Genomic DNA, 26,589 nt, shown 5'->3' on the forward strand with positions numbered 1-26,589 from the left:
TATACCAGAAAGGGCATCCGGGATACGCCGCCCAAAAATTACCCACGCCTGAATTTCAGCAAAGGAGCAATGAGTGGCATCAGCCAATGACAGGGATCTGCAGCGAATGATGCAATTACGCGCGCAACTGAGCGAAGCTAATGCCGCCTACTATCAGAAAGATGCGCCGACTCTCAGCGATCCGGAATATGACGTGCTCCTGCGAGAACTTCAGGCACTCGAAAATCGCTATCCACAGTGGCACAGTGCCGATTCGCCGACTCAAAGGGTAGGTGCAGCTCCCCTCAATCATTTTGCCGAAATACATTATCGTGTGCCCATGACCTCTTTGGACAATGTGTTTGACGATGCGGGCTTTGCAGACTGGTTGGCGAGAGTCTACAAAGGGCTGGGACATGACCAGGTCAGCATGAGCGCGGAACCAAAATTTGATGGTCTTTCGGTCAACATCCGCTATGAAAACGGACAATTACTGCAGGCAGGCACCCGTGGGGATGGCAGTACCGGAGAAGACGTCACCAGCAATGTGCGGAGTATTCGCAATGTGCCTTTGCAGCTAAAAGGTAAGAATTGGCCGAACATTGTTGAGGTTCGTGGCGAGGTTGTCATTCCGGTCGCGGCTTTTGAGCGTTTAAATAATGAACGTTTACGGAATGATGAAAACCCGTTTGCCAATCCCCGCAATGCGGCGGCGGGAAGCTTGCGGCAACTGGATTCACAAGTCACGGCGCAAAGGCCCCTCGCTTTTTTCCCCTGGGGCTGGGGGGAAGTGAGTGCGCCCTTGGCAGAAACCCATCTTGAAGCGTTACATCAACTTTCCGGGTGGGGATTTGAAGTGACTCCTTACCTTAACAAGATTGAACATCTTGATGATTGCAGGGATTATTATTTAAAAATGCAGAATTTGCGTGAACAAATGCCCTTTGAAATAGATGGCCTGGTTTTCAAGGTGAATGATTTGCATGAACGGGAGCGCCTGGGCTTCACAGCGCGCGCGCCGCGCTGGGCTATTGCCTTTAAATTCCCGGCGCACGAGGAAAAAACAGTGGTTGAGGACATTCTGGCTTCGGTGGGACGTACAGGTGTAATTACACCCGTTGCCCAGTTGCGTCCCGTGCAGGTGGGTGGGGTAACTGTCAGTCGCGCCAGCTTGCATAATCAGGATGAAGTAGATCGTAAGGATATCCGAGTAGGCGATACGGTGTTGGTGCGACGGGCGGGTGATGTGATTCCTGAAGTGGTCATGGTCATCCATGAAGCCAGACCGGACCATACGCAGCCGTGGCGGATGCCCGATCATTGCCCGATCTGCGGATCGGAAGTGTTGCGCCTCAGTAACGAAGCCGCGCATCGTTGCATGGGGGGTATTTATTGTCCGGCGCAAAGGATGGGCGCAATCAGCCATTTCGCTTCACGCAAAGCCATGGATATTCGTGGTCTGGGCGAAAAACTGATTACCCAACTGGTAGATCGTGAACTGGTCAAAACGGTGGCCGACATTTATTCCCTCAATGAAGACATGTTGTGTGGTCTGGAGCGTATGGCCCGTAAATCCGCACAAAATCTACTGGCTGAAATTGCGGCTTCCCGGCACACGCAATTCTGGCGTTTTTTGTATGCCCTGGGTATTCGTCAGGTCGGTGAAACGACGGCCAAATCACTGGCTGAGCATTTTGGTGATCTTGACCCACTGATGGATGCTAATGTGGAGCAACTGCAAAATATTCCTGATGTGGGGCCCATTGTCGCCGAGTCTGTACAGCATTTTTTTGCGCAATCCCATAATCAGGAAGTGATTACGGGATTGCGCGCTGCAGGCTTGCACTGGGAAAAAGTCACCCCCAAAAGCTCTGGACCTCTGGCCGGGCGTATTTTTGTCCTGACGGGAACCCTCCCACAGATGAGCAGGGATGAAGCCAAGGCGGTTATTGAGTCGGCGGGAGCAAAGGTCAGTAGTTCGGTTTCTGCGAAAACCGATTATGTGGTGCTGGGTGCGGATGCGGGCAGTAAGGCAGAGAAAGCGGCCAAGCTGGGCATTGCGGTTCTGGATGAAGCGCAGTTGCTGGAGCTGTTGAAGGAGTCATACAAAACCCTACATATTGATTGAAACTTAGCAGCGCGGCGGCGGTCACAAGGCTATTGCCATAAGGAGAGAAAAAATGCCACTTTTCCGTGTCCGCCTGCCCATTATGCATATACTATGGATGTTATTGCCTGCTTCCTTGCTTTTGACAGGATGCGCGCAGGAAGTCTCACCCCGCCCGGCCGCCCGCATACCCGTGCCTGCCCATGCTCTACCCCAACCACCTACCCAGCGTTATGCGGCTCCGGGCGTACAGAGTGAGGATCTTAATGGTCCCCTCGGGGGGCGGAACAAGTATTTATCTGACGCTGAACTGGCCGCCTTACCCACGCATCTGCGCGTTCATTTTGCTACAAATAGTAGTCAGGTCAATGTCCACGGCCGTCATATTGCTCTGGATAATGCCCGGTTTTTATTAAAATTCCCCCATGTAAACGTGCGCCTGGAAGGTAACTGCGACCAACGTGGTACCCAGGAATACAATCTGGCTCTGGGAAATCGCCGGGCAGAATCCGTGGCGCGCCTGCTGGAGGCCGATGGGGTATCTGCCCGCAGAATTCAGATGGTTTCCTTTGGTAAGGACAATCTGCTGTGTTATGCCAATGATCCCAAGTGCTGGAAACGCAACCGGCGCGTAGATTTTGTCTATCATGCCATGTTACCAAACTCCAACTAGTGGTACTGGCAGACGCGTGAGCGCTTGGCGACCCGTTTTGCTGGAGATCGGCATGATGGCCTTCCTGACCGGTTGTGCAACCCTACCGCCAGTTTCCAGTCATGCGGCTACGGTAGCAGAAGCATGTGCCCGCGACAGATCTGAGATTGGAGTTATTGATATAGGCTGGCATACCGGATTGATCATTCCTGCTGATGAAATGCAGGGTGACTTAAAGTTTGTACCGCAGTATTTTCGGGTCAAGCCTCATGACTGGATTTTCGGATGGGGTAACCGGCGCTACTATATGGCCGAAAACCCCAGTGTCTGGGAGGGAATCAGCGCCCTGTTGCCTTCTCATAGCGTGATGCTGATCAGAGCCGTGGAAAATCTGAGTGCAGCAAGCGATCTGTCGGGTGTTAAAGTCCGATGGTTACCTGTCACCCCGGAAAATCTGCACAGACTGGATAATTATATAGCTGCATTTCTGACTATAAACCATACAAACGGGTTGACAGTTGTTGGGGCCGGGCCTTATCCTCGCAGCAAATTTTTTGCCTCGCCGGGTACGTATGATGCTTTTCATACCTGCAATACCTGGACTGTAACCGCTCTGAAAACGGCGGGTTATTTGGTGCATCCGGCGGGGGTAATTTTCGCGGGGCAGGTGCTCAGCCAGCTGAAAACTTTGCCAGTCTGTAAATAGCGCTGTTCCGCCCAAATACGTCCGTCGGGGTATATGAAATCAGCAAATACATCTGTTTCGTCCATTGCCGCGCTGAATGACGCTACTCTCGGGCTTTTTCACTTAAAAACCATGTTAACTGCCGGGCTGGGATTTTTTTCGGCAGCCTACGATTTATTTATCATTGGATACGCCTTGGCACTGATTCGTCAGGAATGGCATCCTGATGCCCTGATGATGGGCCTGATTGGCTCCATTTCTTTGCTTGCCGTACTATTTGGGGCATATCTGTTTGGTAGAATTGCGGATATTTATGGGCGCCGAAAAATATACGGTATCGAAGCCCTGTTGATGGTGCTCGGCGCACTCGGATCTGCCTGCGCCAATGATATTACCACATTAATTATTTTTCGTTTTATTCTGGGGCTGGGGGTAGGCGGCGATTATCCCTTGTCTTCAGTGATCATGAGCGAATATGCCAATCGGGATAATCGCGGATTGCTGGTGGGTCTGACTTTTTCCTTTCAGGCTTTGGGCGTTTTAATTGGCCCTGGTATTGCCCTGGCATTGTTGGCCGCACAAATTGACCATGATCTGGCCTGGCGCATCATGCTGGGGCTGGGGGCGTTTCCTGCGCTGGGTGCATACTGGATGCGACGCAGTATGCCGGAATCACCGCGTTGGCTGAATCGGGCCACAAAAGCTCCCAACAACGCGGATTCATCGGTTATTTCTCCAAAACCACTGAGACATTATTGGCGATATTTATTGGGCACGGCTGGGGCCTGGTTTGCTTTTGATTATGCCTATTATGGGAATACTATTTCGACTCCCATGATTATGCATGCACTGGCCCCACAGGGGGGGCTGATGGCCAATATTGCCTGGAGCTGGATTGTTTTTGCAATTGCTGCAGTGCCGGGATATTTTCTTGCAGCATTCACTCTGGACCGTATTGGTCATCGCCGTCTGCAATTGATCGGATTTTTTTGTATGGGCATGGCTTTTCTCGCCATTGGCGTGATTCCTGATATAGCCGGGGCATTTGCTCTGTTTATTGCCTTGTATGCCATCAGTTATTTTTTTGCAGAATTTGGCCCAAATACCACTACTTTTGTTTTGGCTTCAGAAATTTATCCTGCCCATTTACGGACTACAGCCGCTGGTATTTCCGCAGGGACAGCCAAGGTCGGCGCATTTATTGGAGTGTTTTTATTTCCCATTTTGCTCCAGGCGATGGGCATAGAAAATACCCTTCTGCTCACTTTTTTATTCAGTATGACGGGATTGGCTCTGACTTTTTTATTGCCTGAGCCTGCCCGCCAGAATTTGGAACAGGTAGCAGGCGAGGAAAATCTGGCAGAGCAGACGTTTTCCGCTTCCGCCGGACCAAATTCCGAGATCAACCCGGAGGGGTCTGGTGCTGAAGGGAAACAGCAGATTGCGGGCTGATGCGTAACAAGGTCAGATTTTCGTGATTATATAATTCATAACTGACATAAATGCTTTGGATATGGAGAGTATCCGGCAGGCTTCTGCGCATGTCAGGAACATCCCGACTAGGTAAGACCAGATAAAGGGGACTGGGGTTATGGCGCAAAATGTTTTGTAATTCCGCCATATGTCTGGGCTGATGCAAAACCATGTTGCCACGCCCGGCATAAAACAGAAAATTGGGCTGGAACCAATGCCAGGCGGCAATGCTGTAGGGGTTGTCGCCTTGGTATTGACGGATTTTTTCGCCCATGAAGTAAGAAGGCTTCAAAATATTCAATGCTGGCTCGGTATAGGTCATAAGCGCGAAAGTCAAGGCGGCGGCCCCGGCGGTCAGCGTGATCAACCAGCGTCCAACCTGATCTTTCCATACCCAAAGCGCGGCAAGGATGGCAGACAGGGCATAGGGTAATCCCAGGTAATAAAGCGAGCCCAAGGGAGGGATTTTTGCCGGTACGATTACCGCACCGGCATAGATCAGCGCCGCACCGACGCTGAAAAGAACGGACAAGGATGCATATAATCCCCGGCGGCGAAAGGGCATTTCTCCGGATAGGGCCTGGTAAAGGCGTATTCCGAGAAAAATAAACAGGGGTGGATAGGCTTCCCAGACATAATTGGGCAGTTTGGTGGCGGAAATACTGAAAAAAATGACCCACACCAATAACCAGCTGAGTAAAAAGGTATCCACAGGATATCGCTGGACCAGTTGCTTGCGTTTGAGCCACAGAGGCCGCAGTGCCTGAGGGAGAAATATGGACCAGGGGAGCAGGGCGAGCGGAATGGTAAGCAGATAATAAAAAAACGGCCCCTGATGCCCCTGCATTTCCGCATTGTAACGGCTGATATTGGCCCGCAAAAGAAAGCCCAGATCCCATCTCCAGTGGCTTTCCACCCCTACGGCAACATACCAGGGCAGGCCGATCAGTAAAAACAAAGGTAAGCCCCATTGCAGACGCCCTTCTTTCCATAAATAGGGGAGATTACCGCGCAACAATAAAAAAACCACAATAATCAACCCCGGAATCAGGAAGCCTATTGGTCCTTCATCCACAGTGGCCAGGGCCATGGCGGCATAACTGAGTAAAATATTGAAGCTGCGTGCCTCCGGGAATTGATAGGCGCGCAAATAGCTGATCAGGCTCATGCTGACAAATAAAATCAATAAGGGGTCCGGTACCGCCGCCCGAAAAATGATCTGGCTATGCAAGATAGTGGCGGCCACCAGGCCCGTCAGCAAAGCGGGGCCACTGCCTATCAGGCGGCGTGTCGAGACAGTCAGGTACAGGACAAACAGCGCTCCCACCAACACCGAACCCATACGTAAACCCCAGCTGTTCATCCCGAACACTTCCACACCACCCCACATGAGCCAGTAATTCAGAGCGGGTTTGGCAACACGCAGGGTCCCGTTGAACAGGGGAACCACAAAATTATGCTGAGCAAACATTTCCTTGAGTGCCTGGGCATTATTGGGCTCATCAATATCCCAGAGGCTGCCGCTGCCACTATGGTAGGCAAAGAGGCTAAAAGCACCCAGAAACAGCAGGCCGCATAAAAAATAAAAACGGGTCAAACTCATTGATTTGTTGAAGGCCATAAAAAGTGGCGGTCTCCATGGAGGTTAGCAGTGCGGCGCTTATCATATCAAAAATGTGGTCCTGATCCTCCATGGCTTACTGCAAAGCGGGTTGCCGGGAACTTTTGCATTGTCTACATATCATATCAAGCTTATACACCGACTAACTGCTCCAATGCTTTCAGGTAGAACTAATTGTTGTTATTGAACCGTATTGTCAATGGATAGACCCGTAAAATTCCTGCCCGCAGGACGGGCGCGTCTGGTCATCATCGTCCTGTTACTGACTTTTGCAGTTATGTTGATTCGCGATATTTATCTGCAGATTCTGGACCAGTCCACTTTGCGTCAGCAGGGTCAGATGCGCTATTTACGGGCTATTCCTTTGCCAGCCAGTCGGGGAATCATCACGGCCCGTAATGGTGAACCTCTGGCGGTGAATGTGCATGCGGTCACCATCTGGGCGGACCCTGCCATTCTGGATAAACACCACGACCAATGGGCAGCACTCAGTAAAGCCCTGCATCTCTCCGAAGCCAGTTTTGCCCGTCGAGTGGCCAGCGGGGGAGCAGATTATGCTTATATTGAACGTCAGATTGCTCCGGAGTTCGGAACGGCCCTACAAAAGCTGCAGGTGCCGGGCATTTATGTGCAGGATACCAGCCGCAGTTATTATCCTATGGGCGCGGTAACGACCCCCCTGCTGGGGTTGGTGGATGAGGCCCATCAGGGTTCTGCAGGTTTGGAGCGTGGTTACAACACCTGGCTCAGGGCTCATCCTGGAAAGGAATTGGCACTGGTGGATGGACATGGCCAGATAGTGCACGTGGCCAAAGTGCAAAAACTCTCGCATTTTGGTCATCCCCTGCAGCTCACCATTAATCCCCAAATTCAATATTGGGCGTATATTACCCTGACCCGCTCACTGCATCATTTTCACGCCAAAGATGGGTCTGCGGTGGTGATGAATGTGCATACCGGACAGATTCTGGCCATGGTCAGCGCGCCTAGTTGCAATCCCAATGCAGAGGGTTCCTGCATGGACCCTGCCGACTATACCAATAATGCCGTGCATCAGGCCTTTGAACCGGGTTCTGTGATGAAACCCTTTGTCGTAGCAGCCGCCTTGGCGAGCCACAGTGTTCAGCCTGATGCCCGATTCAATGTTTTTCATCCGCTGATGGTAGACGGGTATGCCATCACCGACGATGTGCGCCATCACATCCTGAATATTGAACATATTCTCAAATATTCCAGCTGTATTGGGGCCTCCAAAATTGCACTCAAAACCCCGGAACAGATTATTTACAATATGTACCGCAGTGCCGGGTTCGGGCGCAAACCCGATCTCGGTTTCGTAGATGCGACTTCCGGGGTACTTCCCAACTGGCATAGCTGGAGTCTGGCTCGCCATGCCACCATTGCCTTGGGTTATGGGGTTAGTGTCACCACCCTGCAATTGGCAGATGCTTATGCCGCCTTTGCCAATGGGGGGTACCATATGCGTCCGGAATTGGTCATGGGGCAGGCACCGGTCGCCAAAAGGATCATGCCTGCCTGGGTGGCCAAAAAATTGCGGGTCTGGTTGCAGAGCGTGGCGGAGCCGGGAGGAACAGGCATATTGGCGGCCATTGATGGCTATCATGTGGCGGGCAAGACGGGAACAGCCAATATGGCCAATGGCCATGGCGGCTTTTATGGACATACCACCAATGCCACCTTTGTCGGCTTCGCTCCTGGCAATCATCCCCGACTGGTGATGGCCGTTTCCCTGCGCGGTAGTCATTTCAAATGGAATTTTGGGGGCATAGAAGCGGCACCCGTATTTCGGGTGACCATGCGTCATGCCTTGCAGGAGCTGGATGTGGCTCCTGCCTGTCATCATGGCCCGACCATGCGCGTCACTATCAGATCGGGCCAGAATCTGGCAGAAATTGCTCAACAATATCATAGTTCTGTCGCCCATCTCATGCATATTAATCAGCTGACTAATTCAGAAGATATCGACTCGGGCGCATTACTCAAGGTGCCCACTCCCAAGGGGGGTAAGAATATTTGCCGTTTTGAAGCACCACTGGTTTCCAGAGCTCAGGCCGAAATCTGGAGTGAAGGCGGGGGTGGGGCATAGGACCCGGTCCTATTGGCCCGGTCATGTTGTTTGGGTGTCCCCAGAATAGTTCAATGGGGGGTTTTGTTTTTACCACAATGGGCACAGACACCGTTCACCACCAGTTCCATTTCGATGACCGAATAATCCTTGGGAAGAGTGGGCGTGGAGACCGTGCTTTCCGGGAGACAAAAAACCTGCCCACAGGAAACACAGTGAAAATGGGGATGCTGATTGGATTGTTCCAGGCGCCGGGCACTGAAACGCCAGACCCGATCATCGGCGGTAATACGGTGGGCAAGACCGATATCCACTAACCACTCCAGATTGCGATATAAGCTGACCCGATCTACCGGGCTCGCGATGTTCGATTCCAGTCGGTGCTGTACTTCGGGATGGCTCAGGGGCTGTTCAGCGTCCAGAAGTGTCCTGTAAACAGCCACTCGTAACTTGGTGACGCGCTGCCCTGCGTCCCGCAATAGCTGAGTCACTTCTGCATCACTGTGCGTGGGGGAGGGCGTATCATGAGCATGATTTTTCATGGGTTCATGCTAGAGCAGCCCCTGCATGGGTGCAAGTCCGACCGTGATCCGGGGAATGGCTGGACATCAGGGCATCAGCCGCGCTAGATTTTCAACAGGTTCACTCAGGAGTCTTCCATGTCCTCAGAAAAAATCGCCGTCGGTCAAGATGCCCCGCAATTTCACGCTGCTGCTTATGGAAAGGATTCAGAAATCCGTTTGCGCGATCTCCACGGCAAAATTGTCGTCCTTTATTTTTATCCCAAGGATGATACTCCTGGCTGCACTACTGAAGGTCAGGAATTTACGGCCCTTTATCCTGATTTTCAGGCGGCTGGCGCAGAAGTTTTGGGCGTTTCCCGCGACAGTCTGGCCAGCCATGAAAAATTCGCCTGCAAGTTCAATTTCCCTTTCCCGCTTCTGGCAGATACGGACGAAGCCCTCTGCACCGCTTTTGACGTGCTCAAGGAAAAAAACATGTACGGCAAAGTCAGCATTGGGGTAGAACGCAGCACCTTTGTTATTGACCGGAAAGGTAAAATTGCCTATGAGGAGCGCAAGGTAAAAGCGGCAGGTCATGCGGCGGCGATACTTGATATTGTCAAAAAACTCCCATGAGTACCGGTAAAGCTGTTGCCAAGGATCCCCAAAAACCACGTCTTTATATTCTCGATACCAATGTCCTGATGCATGATCCGGCGTCGCTGTTCCGTTTTCAGGAACACGACATTCTGCTTCCCATGATTGTTCTGGAGGAGCTGGATCAGCATAAAAAAGGACTCAGCGAGCAGGCGCGTAACGTCCGTCAGGTCAGTCGCAGGCTGGACGAACTACTGACGGATACGGCGGATCTTGATCAGGGCTTGCCTTTACCCTACGCCCAGGGACGTCTATTTTTTCAGACTGCAGCCTACCAGCAGGCTTTGCCGGAAGATCTGGCAGGTGGCAAGGCTGATAACGAAATTCTTGCGGTCACTTTGGCCTTGCAAAATCGTCACCCTGAAAAAGATGTCATTCTGGTCAGCAAGGACATCAATCTGCGCATCAAGGGCCGGACCCTGGGTATTCGCGTGGAAGACTACGAAAATGACCGGGCTCTGGAAGACGCGGACTTATTGTACACGGGTTCGGTAATTCTCAGTGGAAATTTCTGGGATCAGCACAGTCGCGATCTGGATGCCTGGCAGGAAAGCGGGCGCAGTTTTTATAAAATCAGCGGTCCAGCCATTCAGCATTGGCATGCCAATGAATTTATTGCCCTGAATCAGGGGGAGGCTGGTGCTGATGATTTCGCGGCTATTGTCCGTGAAGTGCATCCTGACCATGCCATCATCGAGCGGATCACGGATTATCGTCATGATCGTCACGCCGTTTGGGGAATTGTCGCCCGTAATCCTGAGCAGAATTTTGCCTTGAATCTGCTGATGGATCCGGACATTGATTTTGTCACCCTGCTGGGTCATGCCGGCACCGGAAAAACCCTGCTGACCCTGGCGGCTGCTCTGGATCAGGTTTTTGAACATAAACGCTATTCGGAAGTCATCATTACCCGGGCAACGGTACCCGTAGGCGAAGAAATCGGGTTTTTGCCGGGGACTGAAGAAGAAAAAATGCAGCCATGGATGGGTGCGCTGGAAGACAATCTGGAAATTCTGGCGCGCAGCAGCGATGAAGCCGGGAGTTGGGGACGCAGTGCGACCCAGGACTTACTGAACAAACGCATTCGCGTGAAATCCATGAGCTTTATGCGGGGACGCACTTTTCTGGAGAAGTTTGTCATTATCGACGAGGCCCAGAATCTGACCTCCAAGGAAATGAAAACCCTGATTACCCGGGCGGGCCCTGGCACCAAAATTGTCTGCCTGGGTAATATTGCCCAGATTGATACGCCCTATCTGACCGAAACCACCTCGGGTCTGACCTATGTGGTGGATCGCTTCAAGGATTGGGCACACAGCGGCCACATTACCCTGCGCCGTGGAGAACGCTCAAGACTGGCAGATTTTGCCAACGAGGCACTATAGATGACTTGTCGGGTGGCCTGCAGAACCCTTAGACTGCGCTAGGCTTTTGAGGGGGAGAGCGGGCATGAGCTGGACGGTGGCCGATAGTCGTCATCTGTACAACCTGCAGCAATGGGGCGAAGGTTATTTTGACATCGCCGAAGATGGGCAAATGCTTGTGCGGCCCGATGCGCGTGCGGACAGTCCGGCAATTGGACTGGCCGATGTGGCCGCCGAATTAGGAGAACATTCCCTGGGGCTGCCCTGTCTGCTGCGTTTTCCACAAATTCTCGGCCACCGGGTAGAAAAACTGCGTGGAGCCTTTACGGCCGCCATGCAGGATACGCAATATCAGGGGGGCTATACCCCGGTTTATCCTATCAAGGTCAATCAGCAGCGTCGGGTTGTAGAAGAAATTCTGCGGGCTGGCTCAGGCAATGTGGGTCTTGAAGCGGGCAGTAAGCCGGAATTGCTGGCCGTGCTGGGTCTTATGCCCGTGGGCGGCACGGTCATTTGCAATGGCTATAAGGATCGCGAGTATATTCGTTTGGCCTTGAGTGGCGAAAAGCTGGGCTTGCGGGTTTATCTGGTGGTGGAAAAAATATCGGAATTACCACTCATCCTCAGTGAATCCCGGGATCTTGGTGTGCAACCCCGCATTGGCGTTCGCGCCCGGCTGGCTTCGGCAGGTGCCGGAAAATGGCAAAATACGGGTGGAGAAAAATCCAAGTTTGGTTTATCTACCGCGCATATTCTCGATTTACTTGAACATCTACGCCGGGAAAACGCCCTGGAAAGTTTGCAGTTACTGCATTTTCATCTGGGTTCGCAAATTCCCAATATTCAGTTTATTAAAGGCGGTATGCGCGAGTGCGCGCGACTTTATGCCGAGTTGCGGCGTCTTGGCGCGGCACTGGAAGTAGTCGACGTAGGCGGCGGTCTGGGGGTGGATTACGAAGGAACCCATTCGCGTGCTTATTGTTCGACCAACTATCATGTCAGCGATTATGCACATACCATTGTCAGTGCCCTGGCGGAGGTGTCCCGCCAGGAAAACCTGCCGGAGCCTCATGTAGTTTCGGAATCGGGCCGGGCTCTGACCGCGCACCATGCCATTTTGTTGACGAATGTGACGGATGTGGAAATGGCCGCAGGAGAGCTGCCCTTGTCTGCAACAGCCGCGCAGGGAATAACCGAGGAATGGCAACGTCTGCTCCAACGACTGGAAAATGCGCAGTCATCAGATGCCCTGGAGGTTTATCAGGAAGCTATTTACCTGCTGGGTGAAGTGCATCAACAATTTAATCTCGGTCTGCTGCACATTGAACAAAGAGCGCAGGCGGAAGAGATTTACGCGCGCATTATCTGGCAGGTGCGCCGCTTTCTGGACCCCCACAATCGGGCGCATCGGGATATTCTGGATGAATTGGACGAAAAAATTGTGGATAAATATTTCGTGAATTTTTCGTTATTTCAATCCTTGCCGGATGTCTGGGCGATAGACCAGATTTTCCCCATCATGCCCATTCAGCGTTTGCATGAAGAACCAAAACGTCGCGCCCGGATTGAAGATATTACCTGTGATTCCGATGGTCGTATTGACGCTTACGTGACCGCAGAAGGCTTGACGCCGGCCTTGCCGGTTCATGCCGTGCAAAATGACAAGCCCTATATATTGGGTATATTTATGGTGGGTGCCTATCAGGAAATTCTTGGTGATATGCACAATCTTTTCGGCGATACGGATTCGGTGAATGTGCTTTGTAATGCGCAGGGCCAGGTTCTTCTGGAGCAGCCTATGGCCGGGGATACCGTAGAGTCGGTATTGAATTACGTGCAGTTTTCTGCTCCGGATTTATTGGCGCGTTATCAGAAAAAAGTCGATCAATGTGCAGGCCTGGATGCTGAGCAACGGCATCTTTTCCTGCAACAATTTGCCGATGGTTTACATGGTTATACTTATCTGGAGTGATTTGTGATTCTTGAACCTGAAACTTCTCCTTATACCCTGTTGGGCGGCGAAAGCGCGGTCCGGGCATTGGTCAATCGTTTTTATGACTTGATGGACAGTGAAGCCGAATGGCGGAGTCCTTTGCGGGAAATGCATCCGGCCGACCTGACCGAATCGAAGGAAAAACTGTTTTTATTTCTTTCAGGCTGGCTGGGTGGACCGGATTTGTATGTCGAAAAGTTTGGACATCCTCGCCTGCGGGCTCGCCATGCCAGCTTTCCGGTAGATGACCAGGCGCGGGATCAATGGATGGCCTGCATGTTGCGCTCCATGCAGGAACAGGAAATGTCACCCGAAGTGTATACGCATTTGCAGACTGCCTTGCAGCGTACGGCAGATTTTATGCGCAATCGTTAGTGCTGCGTGCCTGGTTAATTTGCCGTGACCGGATTGATGAGCGACCCGATGCCTTCAATACGGATTTCGCAGTGTTCGCCGGCCCGTAAAAAGCGCGGCGGATTGCGGGTGAATCCTACACCAGCCGGTGTTCCGGTAATGATCAGGTCTCCACAACGCAAGGGTGTGACTGCCGCCAGGGCACGAATCAGTGACGCAACGTTGAAAATCAGATCGGCCGTATTGCCAGTCTGCATGACCGTACCATCAATTAACGTATGCAAGGCCAGGCCTTTAGCTCCCATAGGGAGTTCATCGGCACTGACCATCACGGGTCCGCATCCGCCCGTTGCCGGGAAGTTTTTGCCCAGGGTCCACTGACTGGCACGAAACTGGAAATCCCTGACGCTGGCATCGTTGAAAATGGTGTAGCCCGACACGCAATCCAGTGCTTGTGCATCATTCATAGGCCCGAAGCAGGTCTTGCCGATAACCACAGCGAGTTCTCCTTCGTAATCCAGTTCCTGGGAGTTGGAAGGGATACGCAGGGCCTGGCCGTGTCCCACCAGAGTATCTTCGTAACGAATAAAAAAGTTGGGATATTCCGCTGGCGGAGCGGAAACTTCCGTGGCATGACTTTGGTAATTCAGCCCTGCGCAGAGAATTTTGCAGTTTTCGGGTAAGGGGGGCAGAAAATTCAGTTGCGTGGGATCGAGCAGGTCTTCGGCATGAGCACGATTAAGTCGTTGTTCCAGATCATTGCGCAGGCTGGCACTCGCGCCGAGCAAATCCATCAGGGTCAAACGCGGAGCGATATTCCGCAGGGACAGTAAGTCCCGACCGCGCCAGAGTGCCAATTCAACGGTGCTGTTGCTACTGATTTTACTGAGTTTCAATGCTTACTCCTTGCCTTGTTGGTTGCCATATACTAGCACCTCGGCTAAGGTGCGCCTATAAAACACCCGGCAAGGACAGGACATGGTGATGACAGTATACGGGATTGATGTAGATCCCGAATGGCTATTGCATAGAGCTATATATACGGTACTGATTGTACTGGGCAGTTATGTCATTTTGCGTTGGTACGGAAAAGGCATTAATCATCTGCTTTCTTTTCTGGGATCGCGGCGCACCATTTCGCATGGTTATGGCATCGTTTTTAAACGCATAACCACCTGGTTTTTATGGCTTCTGGTTTGGGTAGTGGTGCTGCGCGTCTGGGCGGTGGATGTGACCGCCATCTGGACGACTTTTGTCAGTCTGCTGGCGGTAATCGGTGTGGGCATGCTGGCTTTGTGGGCTATGGTCAGTAATATAACCGCGCGTTTTTTTATCTGGTTCTGGCAGCCCTTACGGCTGGGGCAGCGTATTGAGATTTTCCCCGAAGCACTCATCGGAGAAGTGGTTGAAGAAAACCTGATGTTTACCGAGCTCAAACAGGACGATGGCGCGGTGGTCGTCATCCCCAATAATTTTTTCTTTCAGCGCGTGATCCGCCGTTTACCAGATGTGGGTAAAAAAGTAGAAAACGAGTAATTTTCTATAGCCTTCCAAAGGTCCATCTACCCGGACACAGAACCGGACTTTAAAGCGGCCTGACAGGTGGGTTTCTCAGAGCCGATACATTGTTATATAATGAGAAATGGCTAATAAGAAAGCGGACACAAAAGCGGCCAAGGACCGGGGCGAGCTGCCGCGCGGCGATGCTGCCAGCATCGTCGGAACCGGCGAGCGTCAGGCCCGCCGCGTCGTTTCCGCCCTTATCGACCATGGCGTGGTCACAGCCGGAAGCACGCGCGCGCCGCTGCGCCTCAACTTCCCCGCAACGCTCGCTTCACGCTGGATGCCCGGACTGTTTCCAGAGATGACGATCCCGCACAAGCGGACATTGCCGCCGCAGTCTTGACCAACGCCGAGTTGGTCGCGGCTTGTGATGGACCAGATCTGGAGTGACGGAGATTTCGGCGGTTTGTTTTTATATGGCCGACCCCGCAGTGGTGTTGGCTGATGCCTCTGTTGCGAGCGGCACATTTTCTGCCTGCAGATTATGCCCGCTTAACCAACCAAGGATAATCCCCACAATGGCCATGGCAGATAGTGCGGGATAACCGATGAACTGCACCAGCGGTCCTCCCAGAAAAGTACCCAGCACTGTGGCTACAGCGCCACTGGCATTAAATAAGCCCATGGCGGCACCCTGGCTGAACGGCGTCAGGCGGGCTGTGAGGGTGGTGCCCGAGATACTTTGTAAAGGCCATACGGCAATAATCAGGGCAAAACCCAACAGGGCCACGAAGGTTTTGGGAACGGGCGTAAAAAAGACGGCCAACAGCAAGGCAAAGCCGAGCAGTCGTCCGATGAGCGACCAGCGATATACCCGTCCGGCACCGAATTTTCCAGAAAGCTGTCCACCCACAGAATAGAGGACCAGGGCAACGGCGGCAGTCACTGCATACACACTGGAAGTCAAGGCGGGGGCCACGCTGTAAGCTTTTTGCATGGCTACGGGGAAATAGGCAAAAAATGCGGCAACGCCGAAAGCTACGGCAGACCAGGAAAACAAAAAACGCCCAAAACGGGTGGACAAGATTTCCTTAAAGCGTTTGCCGCCACGCAGAGATAAATGGTGGGAAAAGCGCATGACCCCACCTCCCAACAGTTCGGGGCGCCCAAAATTGGCCAGCAGTCGCCAATCTATTTCCCTGCGCATCTGATTGCCGATTTCTGCAGACCAGTCAAAACGTTTTGCAGCGGCGGGCAGGCCTTTGGCGCCCAGCCATATGGCTGGAATTAAGGCCAGTGCCGAGCAGATTAATCCCATCTTGAAATTAGCTACAAAAGCACCGGCAACCAGTAGGCCGACCACCTGTCCGGCGCCATTAAAAGTCTGCAACCAACCAAGACGAGGCTCCCAGTGGTCTTTGGGATCAAATTCGACAATGAATAAGCTGGCCACGGTTGCCACGGCCGAGGTGCCAGCCCCTGCCAGTAGTGCCAGAAGACTCCAGGGCAAAAGTCCCGGAAGAAAAGGCAGGAGCGCAAGGGCCATGATCAGCATCAAAAACCCGGCAAAAAAAACCGGTCGGTGCCATTGTTTGCTGTCTGCCAGAAAGCCCCAGAGCGGTGAGCTCAGGAGTCCTAAATTAAATCCCCCCATTACATAGGCGACCCAACTGAGATGATGGGTTAAGCCAACAATCATCAATGGTAAAAGGATGGGGAGGAGCCCGGAAGAAATGGCGCCCAGAAGGGCGTAGGACAGAAACCAGACCGATATCCAGCGCCTTGGTTCATTCAGAATTTTCAGAACGGTGGCGAAGCGGGCATGGGCCAGACGTCTGCGCTCCATGGAAAATATCGGGTTTCCGGGTTGATGCTGTTCTGCTGTTATTTTTACAAGCATGGCAAGACCCCTCACGTTGAGTGATAAATTGCATTGGCGTAAAAATCATGGGTATATAAAATATTGATGGCTATCCTGGTAAATAGTTCAATGTGGATTGATCAATGGGTTTGCTTGTCAGTGACCTATGCTTTCGTTATGGTGAGAAGCATGCATGATTTTAAGGGTCTTGGAGCGATTTTCGGCGAATGCCTGGTCGATGACTTTGGTGACAGCCAGCGCCTTGGGGGCGCGCCCTTTAATGTGGCGCGTCATTTGCACGGCTTGGGAGTGCCCGCAATTTTTATCAGTCAGGTGGGCGATGACATCAATGGCAGGAATATCTTGGAACATATGCGGCAATGGCAGATGCCCTTGTCAGGAGTGGCGGTCAGTAAGACTCTGCCGACCGGGCGTGTGGAGGTGCTATCTGACCCGGTAGAAGGGCATCGCTTCGAAATTTTGCCCCATCAGGCTTATGACTACATTCCATTCCCCGAAAAATTACCTGAACCTGTTTCCTGGCTTTATCACGGTTCTCTTGCCTTGCGGGAAAATGCTACTTCCCGGCAAACCTTGCAAAAATTAGCTTCCATCAGTAACAAGCGATTTCTGGATATCAATTTACGGGCACCCTGGTGGACACCTGACACGCTTGCCCCGTTACTGACCGATTCATCTATACTGAAATGTAACGTTGATGAATTAGAGACATTGCTGGCCGTTTATTCGCTACGCTGCGGTCCTGCACTATGCGACAAGATGCGGGTTTTCGCAGACCATTTTTCATTGGAATCTGTGTTGCTGACTTGCGGACCGGAAGGCTCTGCCTACTGGGATCATCAAGACTTTTATGAAGCGGCTGCTGAACCCGTAAATAATCTGGTGAATACGGTAGGAGCGGGTGATGCATTTTCTGCCGCCTGGTTATGGAGCCTGCTGCGGGGTGAATGCCCGGAATTACGCCTGCGTCGGGGTGGGGAATTGGCGGCTGCAGTTTGCGCTTTGAAAGGTGCAACGCCCGAAACCCTGGATTTTTATGAACCGTTCATGAGTCGCTGGACCCAAGGCGAATAATCTGCCTGAACCAATGTGAAGGCGCTAGCCCAGCATCAGCTGTGAGGAGAAAAGCCTTTGGCCGAGAACGAACCTTGTTTCACCAAACCCCGATACCATGGCGTCAGTCCGGCCCTGGATGACGCCTATCGACTGATTGAGGCTGCTGGCATCTTCTATAGGGGGCAACTGGTGGGTACGGCAGCCAGCGTCGACCCCAAGGCTCCTGCAGAAAATTATGCGGATTGCTTTGTACGGGATTTTTTCCCTGTCGGATTGATTCTGCTGCTGGAAAACCGGGCTGACGTCGTCCGCTCCTTCCTGCATCTGATTATGCAGCTCAGAGGACAGCAGGAAGAACTTGAAGGTCAGCAGATTGCTCCCGGGGTTATGCCTGCCTCGTTTCGCGTGCAGCGTAATGACCGTGGAGAAGAGGAGGTGCTGGCAGACTTTGGGGATCGGGCCATTGGCCGCGTAGCCCCGGTGGACTCGATGATGTGGTGGTCGATGCTTCTGTATGCTTATGTGCAATATACAGGGGACCTGGATTTTGCCCACAGCCCCGAAATTCAGCGCATGTTGCGGATGATCCTGAGCCTGTGTTTGCAGAGCCGCTTTGAGGTCTTTCCGACCCTGCTGGTTCCAGATGCCTCCTTTATGATTGATCGACGTATGGGCGTCAATGGTCATCCCATCGAAATCCAGGCGCTGTTCAATGCTACCCTGCGCTGTGCTTCCCTCTTACTTCCAGAGCAGGGAAGCCAATGGTTGGTGGATTTGGCACAGCGCCGCAGAAACGTATTGCGTTCTTATGTACAACAGTATTACTGGCTGGATATGGACGCTCTTAACCGGATTTATCGCTTTGAAACAGAAATGCTCGGCGTCAATATTGAAAATCTTTTCAATATCCACCCGGAATCCATTCCTCTGTGGATTCAGGACTGGCTTCCCGACGGAGCCGGCTTTTTCGTAGGAAATCTGGGACCAGGACGCATGGATTTTCGCTTTTTTGCCCAGGGAAACCTGTTGATGCTGGCTACGGGCATGGCGACGACTGCTCAGGCTCAGGCGTTGACCAGCTTGATTGAGCAGCGCTGGAATGATTTGCTGGGACGGGTCCCCATGAAACTCGTTTATCCCGCCGTTGAGGGGGATGAATGGCGGCTGATCACTGGGTCTGACCCTAAAAATATTCCCTGGTCCTACCATAATGGTGGTAATTGGCCGGTCATGATCTGGCCCTTGGTGGCAGCAACCATTAAGGCGGGACGCATGGATCTGGCGGAACGGGCCTGGCAAATGGTTGAGCCACGCCTGTTTGCCGACCGTTGGCCGGAATATTACGACGGACGCCTGGGACGTCTGGTAGGCCGTCGGGCCAATATCGGGCAGGTGTGGAGTGCTGCAGGACTACTGCTCGCACGCTATTTCCTGGATGAGCCGAGTCTTCTGGAGCGGCTGGGGTTCGATGAAAAACTGGACGAAGCCACGGAAAGTGCAGAGGAATAAATAATATGTCTCGGAAGCATACAATTAGGGGTAGATAATGGACAATCGCCCGGAAAGCAAGCCGGAATCAGCCCAGCTCCATCTGGTCCTTATCAGCCTTCACGGACTGATTCGCGACCAGAATCTAGAATTGGGCCGCGATGCGGACACGGGCGGTCAGATTCTTTATGTGGTCGAACTGCTGCGCGCGCTGGCCGCGCATCCTCGGGTCGGGAGGGTCGATCTGCTTACCCGGAGGATTCAGGATACGCATGTGGCTGATGATTACGCCCGGCAAGACGAGAGTCTGCCTGACTTGCCGAAGGCGCATATTATTCGTTTTCCGGCTGGACCTGACGAATACCTGCCCAAGGAAGCCCTCTGGCCCTATCTGGATGGCTTTAGTGATCACGCCATGGAGTACCTGCGCCAGCAGCAATCTCCGAGTCTTATCCATTCTCACTACGCCGACGCGGGCTATGTGGGTATGCGCCTGGCCTTACAGCTCGGTGTGCCGCTGGTTCATACCGGACATTCCCTCGGGCGCAGCAAGCGCCAAAGCCTTTTGGCCTCCGGAGAGTCAGAGCGAACCCTGGAGAAAAAATATCGCCTGTCCCAACGTATCCGCACTGAGGAGGAGATTCTGGCTACTGCCTCCCTGATCATCACCAGTACCCAGGACGAGATCCTTAGACAATACGGGATGTACAATTGGGCTAATGCTGAGCGGATGCGGGTGATTCCGCCAGGGGTTAATCTTTCCCGCTTTGAACCCGGCCCTCAACCCCCGCCGCCCATTAGCACAGAATTGCAGCGATTTTTACGCGAGCCACAAAAGCCACCTGTTCTTGCCCTGTCCCGTCCCGATGAACGAAAAAATATCGCCGGTTTGATTCATGCCTACGGCCAAAATCCGGGTTTGCAGGCGCGGGCCAATCTGGTGATTGTGGCCGGAACACGCGAAGACATTCGTGACATGGCCGCCGGTCCACGGCAGGTGTTGACGGAAATTCTGCTGTTGATTGATTGTTATGATCTTTACGGAAGAGTCGCCTATCCCCGCTACCACCGTCCTGATGACGTACCTGATCTTTATCGCTGGGCGGCAGGCCTGGGAGGTGTTTTCATCAATCCGGCTCTGACTGAGCCATTTGGTCTGACATTAATTGAGGCGGCGGCTTGCGGGTTACCGATCCTGGCGACCGAAGACGGGGGACCCAAAGATATTATTGCCAATTGTCAAAACGGCGTGCTGATTGATCCTCTGAATGCCGAAGAAATCGGCGAGAAGCTGCTCTCCATGCTAAGCGATAAGGCTACCTGGAAAAGTTATGCCAAGAACGGTATTGCCGGGGTGCGTCGGTATTATTCCTGGCAGACCCACGTTGACCAATACCTGACCGCCCTGGATGAATTGCCCCTCACCGTTCCTCAGCGACAAGATATTATCCCAACGGGCGAACGTATTACCGCCGATCGGCTATTATTTCTGGGTGCCCGTTTACTCGATCCAGCACCAATACCGGAACAACAGGCTGAACTGGTCGCTCTGCTGCATCGCCATCGGCGGAAAATGGCCTTTGGTTTGGTCAGCTTTCGTCCCCTCCATGAGTTGTTGGCTCTGCTGAAGCAACGCCGTATGAACGTTCCTGATATTCTCATAACCCGTGGAGGGACTCAGATTCATTATGGTGCCAGTCTCTCCCGCGATCAGGGTTGGAGTCGCCACATTGGGGTAGATTGGCAAGGCGATCGGGTCTATGACCTGCTTGCCGAAACCCCTGGAGTACAGGTTGTAGGACGCAGCGGCCAGGGATTTTATGCTGTGCATGGCTTCATCCGTGACCGTGCTGAGTTTGAGGGATTGGTAGCGCTGAATGATCAGCTTCACAACTGCGATATTCCCGGCCGCTTGATAACCCTCAATCCGCAAGAGTTTCTGGTTGTACCCCAGCGCGCTTCCCTGGGGTTCGCTATTCGTTATGTGGCGGATCGCCATGACATCGCCCTCGATCACGTACTGGTCGTCGGCAGCGCCCGTGCGGATCTCGATTTGCTGGGAGGCAATATTCTCGCTGCCCAGGTGGGCGGAGAAAAAGATCTGCAACAACATGAGGCTATTTATCAATCTCAAGCAAGTGGGTTACCAGGAGCGATGGAGGCCATCACGCATTATGATTTCCTGAGCAATAACGCACTGATCTGAGCAAGGGAAATGGTGATCTGTCACAAACGAAGCAGGAGACAAGCATGATGAACGCAACAGAGGAAAATATTCCGACAGTATTACTCTGCTGTGATCTGGATCGAACCCTGATTCCTAACGGCAGCCAGACTGAATCTGTACAGGCCCGTCCTTTGTTTCGGGAGCTTTGCGCCCATCCTGCTGTACACCTGGCCTTGGTAACCGGCCGCCATCTGCATCTGGTTACCGAAGCCATTGAGCAATGGCAACTACCTGTTCCCAATTTTATCATCGGTGATGTCGGCACAAGCATTTACACCCTCGAAGAAGGACATTGGCGTCATTGGGATCATTGGTCTGCGGAAATTGGTCCCGACTGGGGAGGAATGACGCACCAGGACATTACTACAGAGCTTGCCGATATTTCCGCCATCAACTTGCAGACAGCCAAACAGCAGGGAATATTCAAGGTCAGTTACCAGGTGGATATGCGTATTAATCGCGACATCCTGGAGGCGGAGCTGCTCCGCCGCCTTTGGGGTATCGGGGTTAATGCGCGACTGGTCTTGTCTTTCGATGAAATGACCGATACGGGTTTGTTGGATATTCTGCCCAGCAGCGCCAGCAAGCTCCATGCCATAGAATTTCTCGGTCAACAGTGTGATTATCCCCAGGAGCGCACGGTTTTTGCTGGTGATTCGGGTAACGATCTGGAGGTGTTAGGCAGCCATATTCACTCCGTGCTGGTAGCCAACGCGCATCAGGAGGTCCAGGAAGAGGCAATACTTATTGCTGCAGCGTCGGATCTGGCAGACACCCTGTATATTGCCCATGGAGGATTTCTGGGCATGAACGGAAACTACAGCGCCGGTGTATTGGAGGGACTCGCGCATTATCTACCCGAAACGGCGGCGTGGATGAAGTTGCCCGCTTCTCAATAAACCGGAAATTCGGTTTTATCGATCATTTTCCGCAACACAAAGCTGGAATGCACGCCAGTCACGCCCTCGATTCTGGTCAGGCGATTCAGCAAAAAATCCTGAAAGTGGGCCATGTCCCGCAGGACCACTTTCAATTGATAATCAGCATCGTGCCCGGTGATCAGATAGCATTCCAGAACTTCGTCGGATTTTTTGATTTCTGCTTCAAAATGCTCAAAGCGTTCAGAAGTATGACGGTCCATGCTGATGTGCATCAGCACCATGAGTTCCAGCCCGACTTTTTCAGGCTGTAACAAAGCCACCTGTTTGCGAATGATGCCCGCTTCTTCCAGTGCCTGCACCCGGCGCAGGCAGGGAGAAGGGGAGAGACCAATTTTTTCAGCGAGTCGCTGATTGCTCAGGCTGGAATCCTTTTGTAAGGCTTCAAGGATGCGGCGATCATACCGGTCCAGGGGCATTTTGGGTTCTCCATTTTTCATGGCACAATATTCCATCTAAAAAAAGACCATTGTAGCAATAATAATGCGCGAACGGCGGCAGTAAAGTCAAAATTCGCAAGCACCTGCCGGATAATGCCGCGTATAGTTCTCCCATCGTCTTGAGCAGGCAGGAGAATCATCATGAACAGCTTTAATCATCGTCGTTATCGGGCTTTTCCAGCGGTTCACAAGCCGGATCGGCGCTGGCCCAACCGTCGCATGCATCATGCACCCACCTGGGCCAGTGTGGATTTGCGCGATGGCAATCAAGCCTTGGTGTCGCCCATGAGCGTGACCCAGAAAATGGAAATGTTCGATTTGCTGGTACGGATGGGATTCAAGGAAATCGAAGTGGGTTTTCCCGCCGCCTCGCAGCCCGACTTTGACTTTGTGCGCAAAATCATTGAGGAAAAACGGATTCCTGAGGATGTGACCATCCAGGTTTTGACCCAGGCACGAGAAAATCTGGTTGAGCGGAGTTATGCGGCCCTGCAAGGGGTGCACCGCGCCATTGTGCATGTGTACAACTCGACCAGTCCGGCGCAGCGTGAACAGGTGTTTGGTCTGGATAAAGAGGGCGTCAAGGCTGTTGCCGTGCGCGGTGCCGAGTGGGTAAAAGCGGGAGCGGCCCGTTTCCCGGAAACCCAGTGGACTTTTCAGTATTCACCCGAAAGTTTCAGCAATACGGAATTGGACTATGCCGTTGAAATCTGCGAAGCCGTGATGGCTGTCTGGCATCCTGAAGAAGGTCAGTCGGTTATTTTGAATTTGCCGGCTACCGTAGAATCCGCCATGCCCAACGTGTTTGCAGATCAGATTGAATGGTTTTGCGACCATTTGCGGGGACGGGAGCATGTTAAAGTCAGCGTGCATACCCACAATGATCGGGGATGTGCGGTGGCTGCAGCAGAATTGGCGGTGTTGGCGGGTGCTGACCGGGTTGAGGGGACCCTCTTCGGGAATGGTGAACGGACCGGGAATATGGACATTCTCACCATGGCCATGAACTTGTATTCTCAAGGGCTTGATCCGAGGCTGGACCTGTCCATGGGGGAGGCCATCAGAGAAATTTACACCCGTTGTACGGGAATGGCGGTTTCTCCCCGGCATCCCTGGTTTGGTGAACTGGTCTATACCGCGTTTTCCGGCAGTCATCAGGATGCCATTCGCAAGGGCATCAATCGTCGCCAGGGACAGGATGAGGCCATTTGGGAGGTGCCTTATCTGCCTATAGACCCTGCCGACTTGGGCCGCAACTATGAAGCGGTGGTGCGCATTAACAGTCAATCCGGTAAGGGCGGGGTCAGCCATGTACTGGAAAGGGATTATGGCATTTCCTTGCCACGCTGGTTGGCTCAGGAATTCAGTGCCGTTGTCCAGAAGGCGACTGAAGAGCAATCAGGCGAGATCACGGCGAAGCAAATATATGCCTTGTTTGAAAGTCATTTTGTGCAGCGCAATGCCGACTGGCAGATGCAACGCTACCGTCTGCAGCGTGAAGGCGAAAAGGTCATTGCCTCGGTAGTCATGGGTACGGAAGCGCATTCCCGCATTTTGCAAGGGAAGGGGAGTGGGGCCGTAGGGGCGCTGGTGGGTGCCTTGATTCAGGGCGCTGGCATTTACGCCGAAGTGGAGCAATTTGATCAGCACGCGCTGGGAGCAGGCACCGGTGCCCGCGCCATGGCCTGTGCCCGGGTCAGTGTGGAATCCGGTGGAACCGCTTCAGCTGTATCTTTTGGTGAAGACACCACCGAAGCCGCCTTGCAGTCTGTGCTGAGTGCCATTGGTAAGGCGGGGGCGGTGGTTCGTTTTCATCAAAACAATGAGCAGAAACAGGGATGAAAACTCCAGCTTGCTCAGAATGGCTGTTTGTTGGAACACAAAGCACATTTGAAGGATTCCCCAAAACATGGTGGATGAAAAATTGGATATTCGATCGTCCTTCCTCCTGTTCTTCGGCGTTGGACTCGCCCTCGCTACCAGCTCGTTTATCGCGGTTGCCGTTCAGAATATTTTCCCTTATCTCGCGGGAAGTTTGACGACCAGTGATCACCATGCGGTCTGGGTGCTCACCTTTATGGTGATGAACTGGGCTGTAGGTTCCACTCTGATGCCTTGGGTGTCTTCACGCATAGGCATTCGCGGTGCTTTTAATGGGTCTGTGCTCGCCTTGATAGTCAGTAGCGCTGTTTGTGCCAGTACCAGCAATATCTGGGTCATGTTGCTATTTCGTGGTGTACAAGGCCTCGGCGCGGGGATACTGGTTCCCCTGAGCCAAACCATTTTCATTCGCTACAGTGCTTCTGACCAGCGGTCACTGATGATGTCTCTATGGACCAATGCCATGTTAATTCCCTTTTACATTGGTCCATTCATCGGCGGTTGGTTGGCCACGGTGGTCACTTGGCGTTATATATTTGTACTTTCCATTCCGCTTTTTGTTTTGTCGATGTGGCTGAGTGGAAAAAAGATTCCAGACAGCGAGCGAGTGACTAAACCTTTTGATGGGATTGGATTCCTGATGTTGTATGGGTTCGTGGTGAGCGTGCAATTCATCATAGATCAGGGCGATGAATCCGGTTGGTTCCGGTCTGGCCATATAGATATGGCTGCAGGGCTTTCCTTTGTGCTCCTGATCGCTTTCATCATTCGCCAGAAAAGGACCGAACATCCTTTGTTGAACTTGTCCTTTCTGAATATTCGCAGTTTTGGATTAGGCCTGCTGCTGCTCTGTCTGGGCTGGTCCATCTTTACGGGGTGGACGGCAGATATTCCCTTGTGGGTGGAAAAATATACGGGCTACAACGGATTTTACGGAGGATTACTCAGTATACCGATCGGCGTTACCGCTATTCCTGTCACCATGTTCATGAGTAAAGCTTCTCGATGGGTGCCGGTTAAATATCTGGCAATACTGGCCTTTTTGGTTTTTTCTGCGGTGTATGCTTCTATTTTTCTCGTTCCGCAGGAATCGCTGCAAGAGGTGATTTTCTACATGGCCCTACTGGGCGTTGGTATCGGTCTTCTGTTTGTACCCATGAACATGTTGGTTCTATCGGAAATACCGCCGCAAAATCTTCATGAAGCTTCTACTTTGGCCAACTTTGTGCGCACGCTTTCTTCGAGTATGGGCGTGGGTATTTTAGGGGGTCTCTCCTACAACGCGACGGGCACAGCTTACGCTGCCCTACGCAATCATATCTCACGCTTTGCAGGTGTCAGGCAAACACCCATGGACATTCTGGGCTATCATCATAAAGCTCTGTCGGTGGCTGCTACCATGGGTATCAATGACGTCATCCGAATATCCGCATGGATATGTCTTGTCGCAGCCATTATTGCCCTATTCAGCTTGCAATCTGTTTCGCGTATTGCAGATTTCAAATAACTTCAATCCTTTTGCTCATCAATCGGTAGATCCTATTTTGCGGGTTGACTGTTTTGCTGTAACGTCATCCACCAATAAAACGCGACCCAACTTCTCCACCCATGGAACGGTTCCGTGATGTCACGCACCTCCTTTTCTGATGCCGTCCGCCCTAACCCATAGAGTTCTCCAGCCACCTTCCGTAGCCCTATAT

General features: G+C 52.5%; 22 protein-coding genes. 17 read left to right on the top strand and 5 right to left on the bottom strand.

Going from position 1 to position 26,589, the window contains the following annotated elements; genetic code table 11:
• The first annotated feature begins 106 nt into the window (after window positions 1–106).
• The 4 genes from ligA to HAP95_RS00795 are packed head-to-tail and all read left to right on the top strand — an operon-like array spanning window position 107 to window position 4,875.
• On the top strand, window positions 107–2,107 hold the full coding sequence (gene ligA / locus HAP95_RS00780; protein WP_215882574.1) for an NAD-dependent DNA ligase LigA: 2,001 nt from the start codon (window positions 107–109) through the stop codon (window positions 2,105–2,107).
• A gap of 52 nt (window positions 2,108–2,159) precedes the next feature.
• Window positions 2,160–2,759 (top strand): OmpA family protein, encoded by a 600-nt coding sequence (locus tag HAP95_RS00785; RefSeq protein ID WP_226832350.1) that lies wholly within the window; start codon window positions 2,160–2,162, stop codon window positions 2,757–2,759.
• Window positions 2,760–2,811: 52 nt separating this feature from the next.
• Window positions 2,812–3,444: a DUF2459 domain-containing protein gene (locus tag HAP95_RS00790; RefSeq protein ID WP_215882555.1), complete on the top strand. Its 633-nt coding sequence runs from the start codon at window positions 2,812–2,814 to the stop codon at window positions 3,442–3,444.
• A 33-nt stretch (window positions 3,445–3,477) separates the two neighbouring features.
• Window positions 3,478–4,875 carry an MFS transporter gene (locus HAP95_RS00795; RefSeq protein WP_215882556.1) on the top strand — a complete coding sequence of 466 codons (1,398 nt, stop codon included), beginning with the start codon at window positions 3,478–3,480 and terminating at the stop codon, window positions 4,873–4,875.
• On the opposite strand, the gene HAP95_RS00800 is transcribed toward HAP95_RS00795, so the two are convergent.
• Window positions 4,826–6,517 carry an ArnT family glycosyltransferase gene (locus HAP95_RS00800; protein WP_215882557.1) on the bottom strand — a complete coding sequence of 564 codons (1,692 nt, stop codon included), beginning with the start codon at window positions 6,515–6,517 and terminating at the stop codon, window positions 4,826–4,828. The two genes, HAP95_RS00795 and HAP95_RS00800, sit on opposite strands and share 50 nt — an antisense overlap.
• A gap of 199 nt (window positions 6,518–6,716) precedes the next feature.
• Here HAP95_RS00800 and HAP95_RS00805 point away from each other — a divergent pair, with 199 nt between their 5' ends.
• Window positions 6,717–8,624, top strand: a complete 1,908-nt coding sequence (locus HAP95_RS00805; RefSeq protein ID WP_215882558.1) for a penicillin-binding transpeptidase domain-containing protein — start codon at window positions 6,717–6,719, stop codon at window positions 8,622–8,624.
• Between the two features lie 50 nt (window positions 8,625–8,674).
• On the opposite strand, the gene HAP95_RS00810 is transcribed toward HAP95_RS00805, so the two are convergent.
• A complete protein-coding gene (locus HAP95_RS00810; protein ID WP_215882559.1) occupies window positions 8,675–9,145 on the bottom strand; it encodes a Fur family transcriptional regulator in 471 nt (156 codons plus the stop codon).
• A 117-nt stretch (window positions 9,146–9,262) separates the two neighbouring features.
• Between HAP95_RS00810 and HAP95_RS00815 the strand changes: the two genes are divergently transcribed.
• The 4 genes from HAP95_RS00815 to HAP95_RS00830 all read left to right on the top strand — a co-directional run bounded on the left by HAP95_RS00815 (window position 9,263) and on the right by HAP95_RS00830 (window position 13,495).
• Window positions 9,263–9,742: a peroxiredoxin gene (locus tag HAP95_RS00815; RefSeq protein ID WP_215882560.1), complete on the top strand. Its 480-nt coding sequence runs from the start codon at window positions 9,263–9,265 to the stop codon at window positions 9,740–9,742.
• On the top strand, window positions 9,739–11,148 hold the full coding sequence (locus HAP95_RS00820) for a PhoH family protein (protein WP_215882561.1): 1,410 nt from the start codon (window positions 9,739–9,741) through the stop codon (window positions 11,146–11,148). Before HAP95_RS00815 ends, HAP95_RS00820 begins: the two co-directional genes overlap by 4 nt.
• Before the next feature lie 64 nt (window positions 11,149–11,212).
• Complete coding sequence (gene speA, locus HAP95_RS00825; RefSeq protein ID WP_215882562.1) at window positions 11,213–13,099, top strand: biosynthetic arginine decarboxylase; 1,887 nt, start codon at window positions 11,213–11,215, stop codon at window positions 13,097–13,099.
• 3 nt (window positions 13,100–13,102) lie between these two features.
• A complete protein-coding gene (locus tag HAP95_RS00830; RefSeq protein ID WP_215882563.1) occupies window positions 13,103–13,495 on the top strand; it encodes a group II truncated hemoglobin in 393 nt (130 codons plus the stop codon).
• Window positions 13,496–13,509: 14 nt separating this feature from the next.
• On the opposite strand, the gene HAP95_RS00835 is transcribed toward HAP95_RS00830, so the two are convergent.
• The gene (locus HAP95_RS00835; protein ID WP_215882564.1) at window positions 13,510–14,370 is read right to left on the bottom strand and encodes a fumarylacetoacetate hydrolase family protein; all 861 of its coding nucleotides are present in this window, start codon (window positions 14,368–14,370) and stop codon (window positions 13,510–13,512) included.
• Between the two features lie 82 nt (window positions 14,371–14,452).
• Here HAP95_RS00835 and HAP95_RS00840 point away from each other — a divergent pair, with 82 nt between their 5' ends.
• Together HAP95_RS00840 and HAP95_RS00845 are read left to right on the top strand one after the other, a co-directional pair.
• A complete protein-coding gene (locus HAP95_RS00840) occupies window positions 14,453–15,010 on the top strand; it encodes a mechanosensitive ion channel domain-containing protein (protein WP_226832352.1) in 558 nt (185 codons plus the stop codon).
• A 106-nt stretch (window positions 15,011–15,116) separates the two neighbouring features.
• Window positions 15,117–15,380, top strand: coding sequence for a hypothetical protein (locus tag HAP95_RS00845; protein WP_215882565.1), 264 nt, complete (start codon window positions 15,117–15,119; stop codon window positions 15,378–15,380).
• A gap of 69 nt (window positions 15,381–15,449) precedes the next feature.
• Here HAP95_RS00845 and HAP95_RS00850 read toward each other — a convergent pair whose 3' ends face one another.
• Complete coding sequence (locus HAP95_RS00850) at window positions 15,450–16,877, bottom strand: MFS transporter (protein ID WP_215882566.1); 1,428 nt, start codon at window positions 16,875–16,877, stop codon at window positions 15,450–15,452.
• Window positions 16,878–17,027: 150 nt separating this feature from the next.
• Between HAP95_RS00850 and HAP95_RS00855 the strand changes: the two genes are divergently transcribed.
• Genes HAP95_RS00855 through HAP95_RS00870 form a run of 4 tightly spaced genes read left to right on the top strand, consistent with a single transcriptional unit; the run spans window position 17,028 to window position 22,529 of the window.
• Entirely contained in the window at window positions 17,028–17,933 is a 906-nt protein-coding gene (locus HAP95_RS00855; protein ID WP_215882567.1) for a PfkB family carbohydrate kinase, read from the top strand.
• Window positions 17,934–17,990: 57 nt separating this feature from the next.
• Entirely contained in the window at window positions 17,991–19,424 is a 1,434-nt protein-coding gene (locus HAP95_RS00860) for a glycoside hydrolase 100 family protein (RefSeq protein WP_215882568.1), read from the top strand.
• A 37-nt stretch (window positions 19,425–19,461) separates the two neighbouring features.
• Complete coding sequence (locus HAP95_RS00865) at window positions 19,462–21,609, top strand: HAD family hydrolase (protein WP_215882569.1); 2,148 nt, start codon at window positions 19,462–19,464, stop codon at window positions 21,607–21,609.
• Window positions 21,610–21,653: 44 nt separating this feature from the next.
• Window positions 21,654–22,529, top strand: a complete 876-nt coding sequence (locus HAP95_RS00870; protein ID WP_215882570.1) for an HAD-IIB family hydrolase — start codon at window positions 21,654–21,656, stop codon at window positions 22,527–22,529.
• Here HAP95_RS00870 and HAP95_RS00875 read toward each other — a convergent pair.
• Window positions 22,523–23,008 (bottom strand): Lrp/AsnC family transcriptional regulator, encoded by a 486-nt coding sequence (locus HAP95_RS00875; protein ID WP_215882571.1) that lies wholly within the window; start codon window positions 23,006–23,008, stop codon window positions 22,523–22,525. The genes HAP95_RS00870 and HAP95_RS00875 overlap by 7 nt on opposite strands.
• A gap of 141 nt (window positions 23,009–23,149) precedes the next feature.
• On the opposite strand from HAP95_RS00875, the gene HAP95_RS00880 reads away from it, so the two are divergent.
• Together HAP95_RS00880 and HAP95_RS00885 are read left to right on the top strand one after the other, a co-directional pair.
• The gene (locus HAP95_RS00880) at window positions 23,150–24,850 is read left to right on the top strand and encodes a 2-isopropylmalate synthase (protein ID WP_215882572.1); all 1,701 of its coding nucleotides are present in this window, start codon (window positions 23,150–23,152) and stop codon (window positions 24,848–24,850) included.
• Between the two features lie 67 nt (window positions 24,851–24,917).
• On the top strand, window positions 24,918–26,396 hold the full coding sequence (locus tag HAP95_RS00885) for an MFS transporter (protein ID WP_215882573.1): 1,479 nt from the start codon (window positions 24,918–24,920) through the stop codon (window positions 26,394–26,396).
• Window positions 26,397–26,589: the final 193 nt, after the last annotated feature.

The sequence above is a fragment of the Acidithiobacillus sulfurivorans genome, assembly GCF_018853815.1.
GTDB lineage: Bacteria > Pseudomonadota > Gammaproteobacteria > Acidithiobacillales > Acidithiobacillaceae > Acidithiobacillus > Acidithiobacillus sulfurivorans.

Bases quoted from the DNA above. Each gene is read 5' to 3' on its own strand.
- ligA (WP_215882574.1), top strand. From the start codon at position 107: ATGATGCAATTACGCGCGCAACTGAGCGAAGCTAATGCCGCCTACTAT.
- HAP95_RS00785 (WP_226832350.1), top strand. From the start codon at position 2,160: ATGCCACTTTTCCGTGTCCGCCTGCCCATTATGCATATACTATGGATG.
- HAP95_RS00790 (WP_215882555.1), top strand. From the start codon at position 2,812: ATGATGGCCTTCCTGACCGGTTGTGCAACCCTACCGCCAGTTTCCAGT.
- HAP95_RS00795 (WP_215882556.1), top strand. From the start codon at position 3,478: ATGAAATCAGCAAATACATCTGTTTCGTCCATTGCCGCGCTGAATGAC.
- HAP95_RS00800 (WP_215882557.1), bottom strand. From the start codon at position 6,517: ATGGCCTTCAACAAATCAATGAGTTTGACCCGTTTTTATTTTTTATGC.
- HAP95_RS00805 (WP_215882558.1), top strand. From the start codon at position 6,717: ATGGATAGACCCGTAAAATTCCTGCCCGCAGGACGGGCGCGTCTGGTC.
- HAP95_RS00810 (WP_215882559.1), bottom strand. From the start codon at position 9,145: ATGAAAAATCATGCTCATGATACGCCCTCCCCCACGCACAGTGATGCA.
- HAP95_RS00815 (WP_215882560.1), top strand. From the start codon at position 9,263: ATGTCCTCAGAAAAAATCGCCGTCGGTCAAGATGCCCCGCAATTTCAC.
- HAP95_RS00820 (WP_215882561.1), top strand. From the start codon at position 9,739: ATGAGTACCGGTAAAGCTGTTGCCAAGGATCCCCAAAAACCACGTCTT.
- speA (WP_215882562.1), top strand. From the start codon at position 11,213: ATGAGCTGGACGGTGGCCGATAGTCGTCATCTGTACAACCTGCAGCAA.
- HAP95_RS00840 (WP_226832352.1), top strand. From the start codon at position 14,453: ATGGTGATGACAGTATACGGGATTGATGTAGATCCCGAATGGCTATTG.
- HAP95_RS00845 (WP_215882565.1), top strand. From the start codon at position 15,117: ATGGCTAATAAGAAAGCGGACACAAAAGCGGCCAAGGACCGGGGCGAG.
- HAP95_RS00850 (WP_215882566.1), bottom strand. From the start codon at position 16,877: ATGCTTGTAAAAATAACAGCAGAACAGCATCAACCCGGAAACCCGATA.
- HAP95_RS00855 (WP_215882567.1), top strand. From the start codon at position 17,028: ATGCATGATTTTAAGGGTCTTGGAGCGATTTTCGGCGAATGCCTGGTC.
- HAP95_RS00865 (WP_215882569.1), top strand. From the start codon at position 19,462: ATGGACAATCGCCCGGAAAGCAAGCCGGAATCAGCCCAGCTCCATCTG.
- HAP95_RS00870 (WP_215882570.1), top strand. From the start codon at position 21,654: ATGATGAACGCAACAGAGGAAAATATTCCGACAGTATTACTCTGCTGT.
- HAP95_RS00875 (WP_215882571.1), bottom strand. From the start codon at position 23,008: ATGAAAAATGGAGAACCCAAAATGCCCCTGGACCGGTATGATCGCCGC.
- HAP95_RS00880 (WP_215882572.1), top strand. From the start codon at position 23,150: ATGAACAGCTTTAATCATCGTCGTTATCGGGCTTTTCCAGCGGTTCAC.
- HAP95_RS00885 (WP_215882573.1), top strand. From the start codon at position 24,918: ATGGTGGATGAAAAATTGGATATTCGATCGTCCTTCCTCCTGTTCTTC.